Source organism: Sphingosinithalassobacter sp. LHW66-3 (assembly GCF_050703275.1).
Classification (GTDB): domain Bacteria; phylum Pseudomonadota; class Alphaproteobacteria; order Sphingomonadales; family Sphingomonadaceae; genus Sphingomonas.
Genome location: NZ_CP193482.1, coordinates 3,164,062 through 3,179,604 on the forward strand (window position 1 = coordinate 3,164,062; position 15,543 = coordinate 3,179,604).

General features: G+C 66.6%; 13 protein-coding genes. 7 read left to right on the forward strand and 6 right to left on the reverse strand.

Annotated features, from left to right (window positions below; genetic code table 11):
• Positions 1 to 12: 12 nt before the first annotated feature.
• From ACQ450_RS15600 to ACQ450_RS15625, 6 genes are all read right to left on the reverse strand, one after another.
• Positions 13 to 1,155, reverse strand: a complete 1,143-nt coding sequence (locus tag ACQ450_RS15600) for an SET domain-containing protein-lysine N-methyltransferase (protein WP_431469959.1) — start codon at positions 1,153 to 1,155, stop codon at positions 13 to 15.
• An 88-nt stretch (positions 1,156 to 1,243) separates the two neighbouring features.
• Positions 1,244 to 1,969 carry a 3'(2'),5'-bisphosphate nucleotidase CysQ gene (locus ACQ450_RS15605; protein ID WP_431469960.1) on the reverse strand — a complete coding sequence of 242 codons (726 nt, stop codon included), beginning with the start codon at positions 1,967 to 1,969 and terminating at the stop codon, positions 1,244 to 1,246.
• Complete coding sequence (gene cysN, locus ACQ450_RS15610) at positions 1,966 to 3,882, reverse strand: sulfate adenylyltransferase subunit CysN (protein ID WP_431469961.1); 1,917 nt, start codon at positions 3,880 to 3,882, stop codon at positions 1,966 to 1,968. The genes ACQ450_RS15605 and cysN overlap by 4 nt, the downstream gene beginning before the upstream one ends.
• Positions 3,882 to 4,829: a sulfate adenylyltransferase subunit CysD gene (gene cysD / locus ACQ450_RS15615; RefSeq protein WP_431469962.1), complete on the reverse strand. Its 948-nt coding sequence runs from the start codon at positions 4,827 to 4,829 to the stop codon at positions 3,882 to 3,884. Before cysD ends, cysN begins: the two co-directional genes overlap by 1 nt.
• A 77-nt stretch (positions 4,830 to 4,906) precedes the next feature.
• Positions 4,907 to 6,295 carry an exopolysaccharide biosynthesis polyprenyl glycosylphosphotransferase gene (locus tag ACQ450_RS15620; protein WP_431469963.1) on the reverse strand — a complete coding sequence of 463 codons (1,389 nt, stop codon included), beginning with the start codon at positions 6,293 to 6,295 and terminating at the stop codon, positions 4,907 to 4,909.
• A gap of 359 nt (positions 6,296 to 6,654) precedes the next feature.
• A complete protein-coding gene (locus ACQ450_RS15625) occupies positions 6,655 to 7,980 on the reverse strand; it encodes a UDP-glucose dehydrogenase family protein (RefSeq protein ID WP_431469964.1) in 1,326 nt (441 codons plus the stop codon).
• A gap of 443 nt (positions 7,981 to 8,423) precedes the next feature.
• On the opposite strand from ACQ450_RS15625, the gene ACQ450_RS15630 reads away from it, so the two are divergent.
• From ACQ450_RS15630 to rfbC, 7 genes are all read left to right on the forward strand, one after another.
• Positions 8,424 to 9,842, forward strand: coding sequence for a putative bifunctional diguanylate cyclase/phosphodiesterase (locus ACQ450_RS15630; protein WP_431469965.1), 1,419 nt, complete (start codon positions 8,424 to 8,426; stop codon positions 9,840 to 9,842).
• A 47-nt stretch (positions 9,843 to 9,889) separates the two neighbouring features.
• Positions 9,890 to 12,355 (forward strand): ATP-binding protein, encoded by a 2,466-nt coding sequence (locus tag ACQ450_RS15635; protein ID WP_431469966.1) that lies wholly within the window; start codon positions 9,890 to 9,892, stop codon positions 12,353 to 12,355.
• Positions 12,356 to 12,420: 65 nt separating this feature from the next.
• Positions 12,421 to 12,810 carry a response regulator gene (locus ACQ450_RS15640; RefSeq protein ID WP_431469967.1) on the forward strand — a complete coding sequence of 130 codons (390 nt, stop codon included), beginning with the start codon at positions 12,421 to 12,423 and terminating at the stop codon, positions 12,808 to 12,810.
• A 199-nt stretch (positions 12,811 to 13,009) separates the two neighbouring features.
• Complete coding sequence (rpsU, locus tag ACQ450_RS15645) at positions 13,010 to 13,216, forward strand: 30S ribosomal protein S21 (protein WP_007404630.1); 207 nt, start codon at positions 13,010 to 13,012, stop codon at positions 13,214 to 13,216.
• An 88-nt stretch (positions 13,217 to 13,304) separates the two neighbouring features.
• Entirely contained in the window at positions 13,305 to 13,964 is a 660-nt protein-coding gene (locus ACQ450_RS15650; protein WP_431469968.1) for an FKBP-type peptidyl-prolyl cis-trans isomerase, read from the forward strand.
• 128 nt (positions 13,965 to 14,092) lie between these two features.
• Complete coding sequence (gene rfbA / locus ACQ450_RS15655) at positions 14,093 to 14,974, forward strand: glucose-1-phosphate thymidylyltransferase RfbA (protein WP_431469969.1); 882 nt, start codon at positions 14,093 to 14,095, stop codon at positions 14,972 to 14,974.
• Entirely contained in the window at positions 14,971 to 15,531 is a 561-nt protein-coding gene (rfbC, locus tag ACQ450_RS15660) for a dTDP-4-dehydrorhamnose 3,5-epimerase (RefSeq protein ID WP_431469970.1), read from the forward strand. Before rfbA ends, rfbC begins: the two co-directional genes overlap by 4 nt.
• Positions 15,532 to 15,543 lie beyond the last annotated feature (12 nt).

The following is a 15,543-nucleotide window of genomic DNA, read 5'->3' on the forward strand; positions in this document are numbered from 1 at the left end:
CCAGGTCGCGCTTCAGCTCGCCTTGCGCTCGCGAGTGACGCTGTCCTTCCGGCGCAGATAGGGCGCTACCAGGTTGCGCGCGCGGAACCACTCCTGCCGATCCGGATCGAGCGATTCGAAGTTCCCGATGACCCGGCGGCAGCTTTCCGTTCGGCACTGGCAGATCATGTGCCAGTTCGACTGGGTCAGCGTCGTCGAATAATCCCAGGTCACTTCCTCGCCGGGCGCGATGTCGCGCACCGCGACCAGGAACACGCCCTCGTCGACGAAGCGCAGACCGGCGTTGGGGTCGCAGCTGTGGTTGACCAGATCGTCGAGCCGGCCGGACGGGCCCATATAATGGTCGGGCGTCACCTGGACGAAACGGTCGCTGCGCCCGTGCATGATGCTGGGGATCTGATCGGCGCGAAAGCGGCGGCCGGTGAATTCGAGCAGCGTGTCGCCCGGAGCGAAGCGCGTCGCGGCGTAAACCGCCTTGCCGAGGTGATTCTCCTCGACGCGGAACAGATTGTCGGTGGGCCGATAGGCGTCGAGCACGAACAGCGGGCCGCGCCGCACGCCCAGCGAGCGGATCGGATTGATCGTCGCGAGCCCGATCATGAACCAGACGCTCGCATGGCAGAGCAGCTCGACCAGCACATAGCCAAGCTCGGCCACCCCCAGCGAAGGCCCGCGTACCGCGACGATCAGCACCGCCAGATCGCCCAGCGTCCACAGGCCCCAGGCGGGGGAGCGTTCGCGCGTGCGGTCCTGCCACACGCTCTGCCACGTCGGCCAGAAGCTCACCGGCACCGCGGCGACGACCAGCAGATGCGCCCAATGCGCCTCGCGGAACACCGCCCAGACGAGCAGCGCGCTGGCGCATATGGCGATGCACGCGGTTTCGGTATTGGTCGGCGGCGCCCAGGACGAGCGGCGCCAGATGCCGATGGTGACTGCGATGCAGGCGACGGCGGACATGGCAAAGACCCAGCCCTGCGGCGCGCCGGGGTTCACCGCGGCATAGGTGACTGCTTCGAGCGCGGTCGCGCCGCTCCAGATCAGCCACGAGGCGCGATTCGGCCGCACCAGCTCGCGGCGCAGCCCGAGCAGATAGACGGCATAGGCGGAAAAGCTGAGGCAGACCGCCAGAACGAACCAGATATCGTAGCCCAAGCGCCCCCTCCTGAAGCGCTCGTTTACCATGAGGGGCGGACTCGGTCCAGCCGCGACTCGCGCTGAATCCGCGAGTCGCAAGCAATGCTCAGCTTCGGGAGAGCGCTTCCAGCACCGGCTCCGCCCATTCGCGGCGGCAGATCAGCAGGTCGGGAATCGCGCGCTCGGCGCCGTTATAGACGAGCGGCGATCCATCCAGCCGCGAGGCGTGCAGCCCGACCGCCAGCGCGACAGCCACCGGCGCGCAATTGTCCCACTGAAACTGGCCGCCCGAATGCAAGTAGATGTCGCCGGTCCCGCGTACCACCGCCATCGCCTTGGCGCCCGCCGAGCCCATCGGCACCAGCTCGGCGCCGATCGCCTGCGCCACGCGCGCCGCTTCGGCGGGGGGGCGGGTGCGGCTGACCAGCAGGCGCGGCGGATGGTTGCCGGGCGGCAGCGGCAGCGGCGTTCCGGTCGACAGCACCGTGTCCAGCGCGGGCAGGGCGACCGCGCCGACCGCCGCCGCTCCGTCGACTGACAAGCCGACGTGCACGGCCCAATCGTCGCGGCAGTCGGCGAATTCGCGGGTCCCGTCGAGCGGATCGACGATCCACGCGCGCCGAGCGTCGCAGCGGGCGAGATCGTCGGGCGATTCTTCCGAAAGGATCGCGTCGTCGGGTCGCTCGGCCCGCAGCCGCTTCAGGATCAGCGCGTTCGCCTGGCGGTCGCCCGCCGCGCCGAGCGCGCTGCCCGCAGTGCCCTCGCGCTGGAGGCGCAGCAGCAGCGCGCCCGCCTCGGCGGCGATCGACGCCGCCAGTTCGTGGTCGTTCACAGCACGGGTGCCCAGACGCCCATGATCCGCTCGACGATCCGCTCGGCGGCTTCCTCAGGGCTGGTGCGGCGCGTGTCGATGTGGATCTCGGGCCGCTCGGGCGGTTCATAGGGGCTCGAGATGCCGGTGAAATTGGCGATCTCGCCCGCGCGCGCCTTGCGATAGAGCCCCTTCACGTCGCGCGCTTCGGCAACTTCGAGCGGCGTGTCGACAAAAATCTCGAAAAACTCGCCTTCCGGCATCATTCGCCGCACCATCTCGCGCTCGGCGCGGAAGGGGGAGATGAAGGCGGTCAGCACGATCAGCCCGGCATCGGTCATCAGCTTGGCGACTTCGCCGATGCGGCGGATATTCTCCACGCGATCGGCGTCGGAAAAGCCGAGATCGCGGTTGAGGCCGTGGCGGATATTGTCGCCGTCCAGAAGGAAACTGTGCTTGCCCAGCGCGTGCAGCCGCTTCTCGACCAGATTGGCGATGGTCGACTTGCCCGATCCCGACAGGCCGGTGAACCACAACAGCCGCGGCGACTGGTTCTTCTGCGCGGCATGCGCCTCGCGGGTGATCTCGACCGTCTGCCAGTGCACGTTCTGCGCACGGCGCAGCGCATGGTGCAGCATGCCCGCCGCCACCGTGGCGTTGGTCATCTTGTCGATCAGGATGAAGCCGCCCAGCGCATGGCTGTCGGCATAGGGTTCGAACACGATGCGCCGGTCGGTCGCCAGCTCGGCCACGCCGATGTCGTTGAGGCCCAGCGTCTTGGCGGGCAGCTTGGCCAGCGTATTCACGTCGATCGCATGTTCGGGCTGACGGATCGTGGCGCTCACCGTCTGGGTGGCGAGCTTTAGCCAATAGCTGCGGCCAGGCAGCAGCTCGGCCGGGTCCATCCAGACGAGCGTGGCTTCGAACTGGTCGGCGGCCTCGGGCGGGGCATCGGCGGCGGCGATCACGTCGCCGCGCGAGCAATCGACTTCGTCGGCAAGCGTCAGCGTTACCGACTGGCCGGCGACGGCCGCGTCGAGATCGCCTTCGAAGCCCACGATCCGGGCGATGCTGGTGGTGCGCCCGGAGGGAAGGATACGCACCCGATCCCCCGGCCGGATCGTGCCGCTCGCGATCGTCCCGGCAAAGCCGCGGAAATCGAGGTTGGGCCGGTTCACCCATTGCACCGGCATGCGGAACGGCCGTGCTTGCGCGGCGGTCACGTCGACTTCGACGCTTTCGAGATGCTCGATCAGCGTCGGCCCGTCATACCAGGGCATCGCCTCCGATCCCGCGGCGATATTGTCGCCGCGCAGCCCCGACAGCGGAATGGCGGTGAACGCCGCGATTCCGATCTCGCTGGCGAAGGCGCGATAGTCGGCGACGATGGCGTCGAACGCCGCGCGGTCATAGCCGATCAGGTCCATCTTGTTCACCGCGAGCACGATGTGACGAATGCCGAGCAGATGGGCGAGGAAGCTGTGGCGGCGGGTCTGAGTGAGCACGCCCTTGCGCGCGTCGATCAGGATCACGGCCAGGTCGGCGGTCGACGCGCCGGTCACCATGTTGCGGGTATACTGCTCATGGCCCGGTGTGTCGGCGACGATGAACTTGCGCTTCTCGGTCGCGAAGAAGCGATAGGCGACGTCGATGGTGATGCCCTGTTCGCGCTCCGCGGCGAGCCCGTCGACCAGCAGCGCGAAGTCGATCTCGCCGCCCTGCGTGCCGATGCGGCGGCTGTCGCTCTCCAGCGCGGCGAGCTGATCCTCGAAGATCATCTTCGAATCGTAGAGCAGGCGGCCGATCAGCGTCGACTTGCCGTCGTCGACCGATCCGCAGGTGAGGAAGCGCAGCAGCGACTTGTTCTCGTGCTGCGCGAGATAGGCCGAAATGTCCTGCGCGATCAGCGCGTCGGGGCGATAGGCGGAGGACATCAGAAATAGCCCTCCTGCTTCTTCTTCTCCATGCCGGCGCCCGCCGCGTCCTTGTCGATCGCGCGGCCCTGGCGCTCGCTGGTCGTCGTGAGCAGCATCTCCTGGATCACTGCGTCCAGCGTGTCGGCAGCGCTCTCCACCGCCCCGGTGAGCGGATAGCAGCCGAGCGTGCGGAAGCGGATCGAGCGCTCGACCGGCGTCTCGCCGGGTGCCACCGGAAAGCGCGCGTCATCGACCATCAGCAGCATGCCGTCGCGTTCGACGGTAGGGCGCGGCGCGGCGAAGTAGAGCGGGACGATCTCGATCGCCTCGGCGCGGATATATTGCCAGATGTCGAGCTCGGTCCAGTTCGACAGCGGAAATACGCGGATGCTCTCGCCCTTGGCCTTGCGGGCGTTGTAGAGGTTCCACAGCTCGGGCCGCTGGTTCTTCGGATCCCAGCGATGGTTGCGGTCGCGAAAGCTGAACACCCGCTCCTTGGCGCGGCTCTTCTCCTCGTCGCGGCGCGCGCCGCCGAACGCCGCGTCGAAGCCGTGCCGGTCGAGCGCCTGTTTCAGCCCCTCGGTCTTCCACAGATCGGTGTGCAGGCTGCCATGGTCGAACGGATTGATGCCGCGCGCCATGGCGTCGGGATTGTGGTGGACGATCAGCTCCATCCCCGCCGCGGCGGCGGCGCGGTCGCGCAGCGCGTACATCGCCTGGAATTTCCACGTCGTATCGACGTGGAGCAGCGGAAACGGCGGCGGGGCTGGGTGGAAGGCCTTGCGCGCCAGATGCAGCATCACCGCCGAATCCTTGCCGACCGAATAGAGCATCACCGGCCGCTCGGCCTCGGCGACCACTTCGCGCAGCACATGGATGCTCTCGGCCTCCAGCCGCTGGAGGTGCGTCAGCGGAGTGGGGTCCGAGCCCGGTCGGGAAGCCGTCGTCGCAGGTTCTAGCAGCATTGCCGACGATGTACGACGCTGGGTGGCCACTCGCGATCTAGTTTAAGTTTAGCCCCGGATAGAAGCCGGTCCGCACATCAGAACGCGTTCTTGTGGATCAGCACCTTGAAGGTGAGCAGGATGATCCGGATGTCCTTCCAGATCGACCAATGGTTGAGATATTCGAGGTCGGACTGGAGCCGGTTCGTGAGGTCGGCCTGAACCATGGTCGCCCCGCGGAAGCCGCGGATCTGGGCCAGGCCCGTCAGCCCGGGCTTTGCGGCGTGGCGATGGAAATAGCGCTCGTCGATTTCCCAGAACAGCTTGTTTTCGGCTTTCGAGCCGATGGCGTGCGGACGCGGGCCGACGATGCTCATGTCGCCGAGCAAAACGTTCACCAGCTGCGGCAGCTCGTCGATGCTCGTCTTGCGGATGAAGCGGCCGACCCGCGTGATCCGGTCATCGTCGCGCATGGTGGAGGTGTTGCCGTCGCCATCGCACTGCTCGACTCGCATGCTCCGGAACTTGAGCATCCGGAACATCTTGTTGCCGCGCCCGATCCGCGTCTGCACGAAGAAGACTGGGCCCTGGCTCTCCAGCTTGATCGCCACGGCGACAACCACGAACAGCGCGAGCAGCGCCAGCAGCGCCACGCCGGAGACGCAGATGTCGAAGGCGCGCTTGATGAAGGAATCCACTTTGCCGAGCGGCCCGTCGGCGACGACCAGCGTTGGCGTGCCGTTCCATTCGCCGAGGCCCAGCGGCGCCAGCGACAGCAGCTCGGGGACGATGATCTCGCTCTGGATGTTGGCGCCCTTGAGCGCCCTGGCCCAACTCATGCGGCGTTCCGCCGAGCAGGCGACGACGACGCGATCCGCGTCCTTCAGCGAGGTCGCGAGCCGGTCATACATCATCGGACAATGATCGTCGGGATCGAAATTGGACTCGGCCAGGACGATCGATCCGTTCGCCACCGCCCCGGCATCGCCGATCACCACGATGCTGAACGGATTTCCGCCGACGATCTTGCGCGCCTTGCGAAGGAACATGTCGCGCGCGATTCCGAGCAGGACCACGCTGGCCATGAAGCCGATCGCGATCGTCGCGCGCGAGAAGCTGTCGCTGGCCTTGAGATAGAAGGCGATGAGGATGACCGCGCCGGCCGCCACCACAAGGGCCTGAAGCGCGCGAGATACGCCGCGGAACGGCTCCTGGATCACGCCAGCGGCATAGGCATGGCCGTTGATCGCCGTCACGAGGTAGAGGGGCAGGATGATCGCGGCGATCTCCAGCCAGTGATTGCCCTCCTTTGCGGGCCCGTACAGCAGCCCGGCAGTCATGAATCCGCCGAAGATGCACAACAGGTCGAGAAGGATCAGACCTGCGACGAGACGAGCGCGCAGCTGCGTCCGGCTCGGCTGCCAGCGCGCCCGTGCCGCGCTGGGCCCCACCGAAGACGCATCAAAACGGCCGATCTCTAGGTTCACGACCTTACCCCTGTCGATTCGTCTGCGGGACACTGCCGAAACCTATCTGCGAAGTCGATACCGCAACGCAGCAACAAGGTCGTGAAGCGCGGACAGTGTGGCACAAAGACACCAGTTTCTTGTGGCGGTCCAGTGCAATAGTGCAGATGCAGCTGCGATGACTTGGCGACGCGGCAGAACGAGCCAGCGATGCGGCGTGTTGCGCTTTTCGGCTCCCGACGGGTAGCTGACTCACGCCCCCGAACGACTTTGCCGGGCACCATCTGCGGGTCCGCCGTCCCGGATCGGGACGGCGAGCAGGCTCTTTGCAGGGCCGGCGCACGGCCGCCGGCCGGAGGTCTCCGCCGACTCTCGCCGGTTCAGCGCGCCGCTGCCGAGCTCCGCTTGCCGACGCTCGTGAGCCTCAGGCCGGCGCGTTCGGCTTCGCTGCGCGGATAGATGTTTCTCAGGTCGATCAGCACCGGCTGCTTGAGGATCTTCGCCACCCGGCCGAGATCGAGCGCGCGGAATTCGTCCCATTCGGTGACGATCACCAGCGCATCCGCGCCTTCGGCGGCGACATAGGGATTGGGGCAGAACTCGACCCCGTTCAGCATCGTCTTGGCCTGTTCGGTGCCTTCGGGATCATAGGCGCGCACCTTCGCGCCCGCGTCCTGCAGCGCGGCGATGATCGACAGGCTCGGCGCGTCGCGCATGTCGTCGGTGTTCGGCTTGAAGGTCAGGCCGAGCACCGCGACGGTCTTGTCGCGTGCATCGCCGCCCATCGCCTTGATCACCTTGCGGCCCATCGCGCGCTTGCGGCTCTCGTTCACCTGAACGGTCGCCTCGACGATCCGCAGCGGCGTCTCGTTGTCGGCGGCGGTCTTCATCAGCGCCAGCGTGTCCTTGGGGAAGCACGACCCGCCGTAGCCGGGCCCGGCGTGGAGGAACTTCGGTCCGATCCGGTTGTCCGATCCGATCCCGCGCGCGACTTCCTGCACGTCGGCGCCCACCTGCTCGCACAGGTCGGCGATCTCGTTGATGAAGGTGATCTTGACCGCGAGGAAGGCATTGGCGGCATATTTGATCAGCTCGGCGGTGCGCCGCCCGGTGAACAGGATCGGTGCCGACTGGTTGAGCGACAGCGGGCGATAGATCTCGCGCATCACCCGCGTCGCCTCTTCGTCCTCGCTGCCCACCACTACGCGGTCGGGGCGCTTGAAATCGGCGATTGCCGCGCCTTCGCGCAGGAACTCGGGGTTGGAGACGACTTTCGCGCCGCTGTCCGGAGCGACGTCGCGCAGGATCCGCTCGACTTCGTCGCCGGTGCCCACCGGCACGGTCGATTTGGTGACGATCACCGAAGGCTTGGTCAGCGCGCGCCCGATCTCCTCGGCGGCGGCGAACACATAGGAGAGGTCGGCATGGCCGTCGCCCCGGCGGCTGGGCGTGCCGACGGCGATGAACACCGCATCGGCATCCTTCACCCCGGCGGTCAGATCGGTGGTGAAGGAGAGCCGCCCGGCGCGCACGTTCGATGCGACCAGCTCGGCAAGGCCCGGCTCGTAGATCGGCATCACGCCGCTTTCGAGCAGCTCGATCTTGCGCGCGTCCTTGTCGACGCAGACCACCTCGTGCCCGAAGTCGGAGAAACAGGCCCCGGACACCAGGCCGACATAGCCGGTGCCGATCATCGCAATACGCACTGAAATCACCCCTGGCTGGAGAATGCAGCCGCGCTCTTAGCGCAGCCAGCCCTCAGGGCAAGGTTCGGGTTTCTCGAGTGCGCGATTCCGCATCGCCGCGGGCCGGGCCGCGCGCATGAAAAAAGGCGCCGCAAGGCGCCTCGCTCGACCGATTCGGAACATTCGGTCCGGACCGGTCACGCCGCCCGTTCAGGCGGCATGATAACCGGACCGGCCGGATGTGAAGGACTTACAACGGCACGATGTCATCGCCGCTGACGCCGTCACGGAAAAGAAAGCTGAATGCTACCATCTGTAATCTCCCATCGTGCGCAATCGCGCGGCATTTGGTTAGCAGAAAATTAACCAGCGGACAACCGCGTCGGGGCGGGATAGGGGAATCTCCGGAGCGGCGGTCGCCGTGCTTAACGCTTCCTTCAGCGCTGTCGGCTAGCCCCGGTTCAATGTCGGCTCGCAGCGATCACGCCATGCCCGCCAAGCCGGGCTCCTCGCAGGCACCGCCCGGTGCAGCGCGAGCCGCCAGGGCGGTGCGCCCGCCGCGGCTGCAGGCCGAGGCGCCGGTCGCGTTGCGCGTGCCACGCGCACCCGGCGCCGCCGACCGGGCTCGCCGGATCTCCGGACCGCGGATCTGGCGCATTCTCTGCCTGTGCCAGATCGACAATTTCAGTGCCCTGCGCCGCCATCTGGGCCGGGCTCGCGCAGAGGTGCTGATCCGCGATGTCGCGGATCGGATCCTCGCGCTCTGCCCGGATGTGCGCCTTACAGTTGCTGGCCGTGCCCTGCTGGAGATCGGCTTCGAGCGCGATGCGCCGGAAGTGGCCGCGGACGAGATCGATCGCCTGTGCGCCGCGTTCGCGGAGCCGCTCGACATCGATGGCGAACCGCATCAGCTCCAGCTGGTGTTCGGCATCGCGGCGGCGCCGGCTGCCGAGGAAGATGACGTGCGGCTCGCCGAAGCGGCCGAGTCGGCGCTCGAGCAGGCGCGCGCGGAAGGGCGCGTGGTGCTGCGGGATCTCTCGCGGGCGGATCTCGCCTTCGATCGCTTGACGCTGATGCGCGAACTGCCGCGCGCGATCGCCGAAGGCGAGATGTTCCTCCAGTACCAGCCCAAGGTCCATGTCCGGCGGCAGGAAATCGCCAGTGCCGAGGCGCTGATCCGCTGGCAGCATCCGACGCGCGGGCTGATCCTGCCGGGCGATTTCATCTCGGTAGCGGAAGACGCAGGCGAAATCGGTCCGCTGACGCTCTGGACGCTGCGCCAGGTGATCGCCGATCAGCGGCGGCTCGCCGCTGCGGGCCATGACTTCCCGGTGTTCATCAATATTTCCGGGCTGCTGCTCGCCGATGAGCGCTTCGTCAGCGAAGCAAGCGCGATCATCCGCGAGAGCGGCGCGCGGATCGGGTTCGAGATCACCGAGACTTCGGTCATCCGCGATCCGGAAAGCGCGATCCGCCATCTCCGCTCGCTCGCGGAGATCGGCGTCCGCCTCGCGATCGACGACTACGGCGCGGGGCTTTCGTCGCTTGCGTATCTCAAGCAGCTGCCCGCCGCCGAGCTGAAGATCGACAAGATGTTCGTATTGCAGCTCACGTCGAGCAACCGCGATCCGCTGATCGTCCGCTCGACGATTGACCTTGCGCATGCGCTTGAGATGGAAGTCACCGCCGAAGGCGTGGAGACTCCCTCGGCGCTCGCGCTGCTCAGCGTGATGGGATGCGACATGGTGCAGGGCTTCCTCATCAGCCGCCCGCTCGCGATCGAGGCTTTCCACCGTTTTCTCGACGAAGACGCCCATCTTCTGTCGGCCGGCACGAGCGGTGCTTCGTTCGTGATGGGCGAAGGATTCTGGAAGCGGGCTTAGGTTCAGCTTTCAGCGGACCTTAACGCTATGCTGCCAAACAGGCGGCCGTGGGAAGCAATCGTCTCTTCAAACTGCTCGCCGGCCTTTTGCTGGCCGCTGCTGTGTTGCCGCTTCCCGCTGCAGCACAGAGCGAATTTCCGGAGCCGCTGACTGCTGCCTTCGATCGTGCAAGAACATCTGCGGTTGCGGCGCCTGCGGAGGCGCTCCAGCATGTTCAGTACGCCGAGACGCTCGCGTTGCGACTGCCGCAAGGCCGCCAGCGCACGCTCGCGCTCGCCACGGCCCGCTGGCTCGCCGCAGAGGCGCACTGGCGGAGCAACGACATCGCAGCCGCCGAGCCGCTCGTCGCCGAGGGGTTCCGGCTAATCGAAGAGATTCGCGAGCCGATCAAGCTACGCGCCGACCTGCTTCAGTCGCGCGGCATGCTGAACATGCAGCAGGATAGGGCCGCACAGGCGCTCGCCGACTTCCAGCAGGCGTTCCGCATCTTTCAGCAGGTCGGCGAGCCGCGCGGCGCGTCGATCGCACTGCAGAATATCGGCGCGCTCTACTGGTCGGCGAACGACAGTGTCCGTGCCGAACGCTATTATCGTCAGGCGGCCGAGGTGTACGGTGACGATCCGTTGCTGTCGCTTTCGTTGCACAACCGCCGTGGCAACGTGCTGCTCGCGCTCGAGCGCTACGGCGATGCCGAGGCGGAGTTCGATAAGGCGCTCGAACTCGCGCAACGGCTTGAGGAGCCTAAGCTTGAAGCACGGGTGCTCGGCAATCTCGCACGTAATCAGGTGGAGGCGGGGCGCCTCGACGCCGCGGAGCGCACGCTTTCGCGCGGCCTGCGGATCACCGGCGGAGCGGATGAACTCGAATTCCGCCAGCATTTCTACGCGACTGCGGCGCGAGTGGCGCAGGGCCGTGGGAAATTGGCGGAGGCGCGCCAGCTGATCGGGCGCGCGTTCGAAGGGGTTGATCTTGCAGAAACTTCGGGCGCCTTCCACGCAGCCCACACCTATGCCTACCAGATCTACGCCGAATCGGGGGACACTGCCCGGGCGCTCCGCCATCTGGAGGCGGTGCGGCGGCTGAAGGACGAAGCCACCACCGTGGCGACCAGCACCAGCGCCGCGCTGATGGCCGCGCGCTTCGACTATGCGAACCAGGAGCTGCGCATTGCCAACCAGCGCGTGGCCTACGAGCAATCGCGCGCCCGCTGGCAGCGGATCGTATTCTATGGGCTGGGCGGCGCGACGCTGGTCGTGATCGCCTTGATGGGCTTCGGTATCGTCACGCTCCGGCGCAGCCGCAACGACGTGCGCGCGGCCAACGCCGACCTGGCCTCGACCAACGCCGCGCTCGAAAAGGCACTGCGGGCCAAGACCGAGTTTCTGGCCACCACCAGCCATGAAATCCGTACGCCGCTCAACGGCATTCTCGGCATGACTCAGGTGATGCTGTCCGACAGCCGGCTGCCCGAGGCGACGCGCGACCGGATCAACGTCGTCCACGGCGCCGGCGTGACGATGCGCGCGCTCGTCGACGATATCCTCGACGTGGCGAAGATGGAGACGGGAAATCTGACGGTCGATCCGGTGCCGACCGACCTGCATGCGCTGCTTCGCGAAGCGACGCGAATGTGGGAGGAGCAGGCGCGCGCCAAGGGGCTGCGGTTCACGGTGGATGCCGGCGATTCGCCGCACTGGGTCGTCACCGATCCTGGACGCTTGCGCCAGATCGTCTTCAATCTGCTCTCCAACGCGCTCAAATTCACGCAGGCGGGCGGCATCACGGTGAGTGCCTGCACCGCGGAAGCGGGCGAAGACCGCCGGCTGCGGATCGCGGTGCGCGATACCGGGATCGGGATCCCGCCCGAGAAGCACGAGGAGATCTTCGAATCCTTCCGCCAGGTCGATGCCGGCACCACACGTCGCTTTGGTGGAACCGGCCTGGGCCTCACCATCTGTCGCAATCTGGCCTACGCCCTGGGTGGAGACGTTCTCGTCGAGAGCGTGGAGGAGGAAGGGACATGCTTCGTCATCGATCTGCCGTTGGAGATTGCGGGTGCCCCGGACGCGCGGACCGCCGCCGAAGCGGGTGCCGGTGCGGCGGTGCTGGTGCTCGATCGCAATCCGATCGCGCGCAGCATGTTCCGCACGCTGCTCGAGCCGCACGCCGGAAGCGTCCGCTTCGTGGCCTCGGTCGAGGAGGCGGTTGCCGTGCTTTCCGAGGGCGGTGTTACGCGCCTGCTCGCGGACGAGGCGACGCTGAAGGCGAGCGGAGATGATTCCGTCGCCGAGTTGCGCCGGCTGGTCGAGGCGGCAGCCACGGCGGCCGTCGCCAGCACTGTCTTGTGGAGCCCGGCCGATGCACAAGTGGTGGAGACGCTACGGCGGACCGGCGTCGGTCGAATCCTTGAGAAGCCGGTGAAAGGAGATGAGCTGATCGCCGCGATCTTCGCAGGTGCCGACCAAAATTCGCACGCGCAGCGGTCCGGCCCGCTTGTCTCCCATGCCGCATAGCGCGATAGCGGTCCCGAGATGAAAAAGGTCGCAACCTGTCTCGCGCATGCCCACGGCTGCCGTCCATGAAGATTCTCTTCATCGAGGACGATCCGATGAATCGTCGGGTCGTGAAAGACATGCTCGACGTGGCCGGAGCGGAGATGGCCGAGGCGGAGAGCGCCGAACTCGGCCTCGAGAAGATCGAGGCGGAGAATTTCGACGTGATCCTCGTCGATCTGCGCATGCCGGGCATGGACGGGATGACGGCGATCCGCACGATCCGCGCGCGGGGCGACGCCAAGGCCGAGCTGCCGATCATCGTGGTCACGGCGGATACCGCTCTCGACCTGCGCGAGCGCTGCCTCGCGACGGGGGCCGACGACGTGCTGTTCAAGCCCGTCGCGATGGACGCGCTGTTCGATTCGATCGGTCGTGTACTCGCCGTCCGCGGCAGCGGCGGCATCGTCTCCTAGCTCGGTCGGATGCGCCGAAAGCGGCGGAGGGCGGATGGTCGCAATCCGGCCGCTCCGCTGCGTTCGCGCTTGAATTCCGGAGCCGGGACTGGTAAGCGCCTTCCAACGCCCGTAACTTTGCGTTCCGGCGAACCCTTTTCTATTGGTTCGCGGAGCGTGTGAAGCGGACCATCGAAATTGATCGGAGACTGACGGCCTTATGCAAATCATCGTTCGCGACAATAATGTCGACCAGGCGCTGCGCGCGCTCAAGAAGAAGCTGCAGCGTGAGGGCGTCTATCGCGAGATGAAGCTCCGCCGTCACTACGAGAAGCCCAGCGAGAAGCGCGCCCGCGAGCGTGCCGCCGCGGTCCGCCGCGCGCGCAAGCTGGAGCGCAAGCGCGCCGAGCGCGACGGGGCGCGGTAACGATATTGCGCCCGCGCGCAACTTCCGCAAAGGAAGTGCGCGAAAACCGCGAAGTGAAGCGGTGTCGTCTCGTCGAGGAACCGATCGCATGTCCGTGACCGCCGTGCCGCTTCAGCCCATCAAGCGGGCGCATATCGTCTGGCTCTGGGTCGGCCTCGCTCTGGCGGTGGCGTTCGCGCTGCTGCTGGCGTGGCAGGGCACGCGTGCGGCGGCATCGGTCGCTTGGGACGACGAGCGTTACCTCGCATGGCATGCGGGCCAGCCCGGCGTGCGGACGACCGAATCCGGTCTTCAGTACATGGTGCTCGAAGCCGGGCGCGGCGGATCGCCGTCGGCGGGCGACATCGCGCTGATCGATTTCGAGGGTCGGCTGCGCGACGGCACCGTCTTCCAGCCCGAGCAGGCGGGGCAGGGCTGGCGTGTCGGCGACGGCATTGCCGGCTTTGCCGAGGGGCTGCAGCTGATGAGCCGCGGCGCGCGCTATCGCTTCTGGCTCCCGCCCGAGCTGGGCTATGGTCCCAATCCGCCGCAGGGGTCGCGTATTCCCGAGGATGCCGTGCTCATCTTCGACGTTACGATGACCGATTTCATCAGCGAGGCCGAGGTCCGCGAGATGCAGATGCAGCAGCAGCTTCAGCAGCAGATGCTCCAGCAGCAGATGCAGGAACAGCTCGGCGGCGATGTGCCGGCTGCCGAAGGCGGGGCCGGTGAGCTGTCGCTTCCCGAGAACGCGCCGGTCGCGCAGTAAACCCATGCCGCAAGGCGTTGGGGTTTCATTAGCCGGCGCATATGTGTTCGTGCGCCAGCTCGCACTCGCCGCCGGCTCCCGCGGCTAGAGGGGGCATTCGCCAGCGTGCGTAGGGGGATGGACGGGCTATGAAGGGGATTATTCTGGCCGGGGGCAGCGGCACCCGCCTCTATCCGGCGACGCTCGCGATATCGAAGCAGCTGTTGCCGGTATTCGACAAGCCGATGGTCTATTACCCGCTGTCGACGCTGATGCTCGCCGGGATCCGCGACATCCTGATTATTTCGACGCCGCGTGACCTGCCTTCGTTCGAGGCGCTGCTGGGCGACGGATCTGCCTATGGCATCAATCTGAGCTATGCCGTGCAGCCCAAGCCGAACGGCCTGGCCGAGGCGTTCATCATCGGCGGCCCCTTTCTTGACGGCGGCCCCGGCGCGCTGATCCTTGGCGACAACATTTATCACGGCGCCGGCTTGGGTGAGAAGTGCCGGGAGGCAGTGCAGGCTGCCACCGACGGCGGCGCGGTCGTGTTTGCCTATCACGTCGATGATCCCGAGCGTTACGGCGTCGCGGCATTCGATCCGGCGACCGGGCAGGCCACCAGTATCGAAGAGAAGCCAGCCGAGCCCAAGTCCAATTGGGCAATCACCGGCCTGTACTTCTACGATCGCGACGTGACGGAGATTGCGCGCTCGATCCGTCCGTCTCCCCGGGGGGAGCTGGAGATCACCGACGTCAATCTCGCCTATCTGCAGCGCGGCGACCTGAGCGTCGGACGGCTCGGCCGCGGCTATGCTTGGCTCGACACCGGCACGCACGAAAGCCTGCACGAGGCAGGAGCGTTCGTGCGCACGATCGAGCATCGCACCGGCATCAAGATCGGTTGCCTCGAGGAGATCGCCTTCGATTTCGGCTATATCGATGCTGAGGCGCTGCTCCGTCGGGCGGCGATGCTGGGGAAGACGGATTATGCCCGCTACCTCCGCCGGATCGCGGAGCAGCGGGCATGACGACGTTTCGGTCGCTCGCCATTCCTGAAGTGATCGAGGTCGTGCCGAACCGGTTCGGCGACGAGCGCGGCTTTTTCTCCGAGACATACAATGCCGCCACGTTCGCGCGGGGCGGCGTCGAATGCACATGGGTGCAGGACAATCATAGCCTTTCGGCCGAGCCGGGAACCGTTCGCGGATTGCACCTCCAGGCGCCGCCCGCTGCGCAGGACAAGCTGATCCGTGTGGTCCGCGGTGCGATCTTCGACGTGGCAGTCGATGTGCGTGCGGGATCGCCGACCTATGGCCAGTGGGTCGGCGTCGAGCTGTCGTCGGAACAGTGGAATCAGCTGTTCGTGCCGAAGGGCTTTGCCCATGGTTTTATGACGATCACACCCGACGCGGAAGTGCTCTACAAGGTGAGCGCGCTCTATTCCCCCGAACACGAGATGGCGATCCGGTGGGACGATCCGGATATCGGCATCGAATGGCCCCGCCCGCTGAGCTCGCTGTCGGGCAAGGATGCCGTTGCGAGCGCATTCCGCAAGCACCAGCCGGTCTTTCGCTACCAAGGCTAGGCCGCAAGAAAC

Coding starts and splice junctions, on each gene's coding strand:
- cysN (WP_431469961.1), bottom strand. CDS start 3,882: ATGTCCTCCGCCTATCGCCCCGACGCGCTGATCGCGCAGGACATTTCG.
- cysD (WP_431469962.1), bottom strand. CDS start 4,829: ATGCTGCTAGAACCTGCGACGACGGCTTCCCGACCGGGCTCGGACCCC.
- ACQ450_RS15630 (WP_431469965.1), top strand. CDS start 8,424: ATGTCGGCTCGCAGCGATCACGCCATGCCCGCCAAGCCGGGCTCCTCG.
- ACQ450_RS15640 (WP_431469967.1), top strand. CDS start 12,421: ATGAAGATTCTCTTCATCGAGGACGATCCGATGAATCGTCGGGTCGTG.
- rpsU (WP_007404630.1), top strand. CDS start 13,010: ATGCAAATCATCGTTCGCGACAATAATGTCGACCAGGCGCTGCGCGCG.
- ACQ450_RS15650 (WP_431469968.1), top strand. CDS start 13,305: ATGTCCGTGACCGCCGTGCCGCTTCAGCCCATCAAGCGGGCGCATATC.
- rfbA (WP_431469969.1), top strand. CDS start 14,093: ATGAAGGGGATTATTCTGGCCGGGGGCAGCGGCACCCGCCTCTATCCG.
- rfbC (WP_431469970.1), top strand. CDS start 14,971: ATGACGACGTTTCGGTCGCTCGCCATTCCTGAAGTGATCGAGGTCGTG.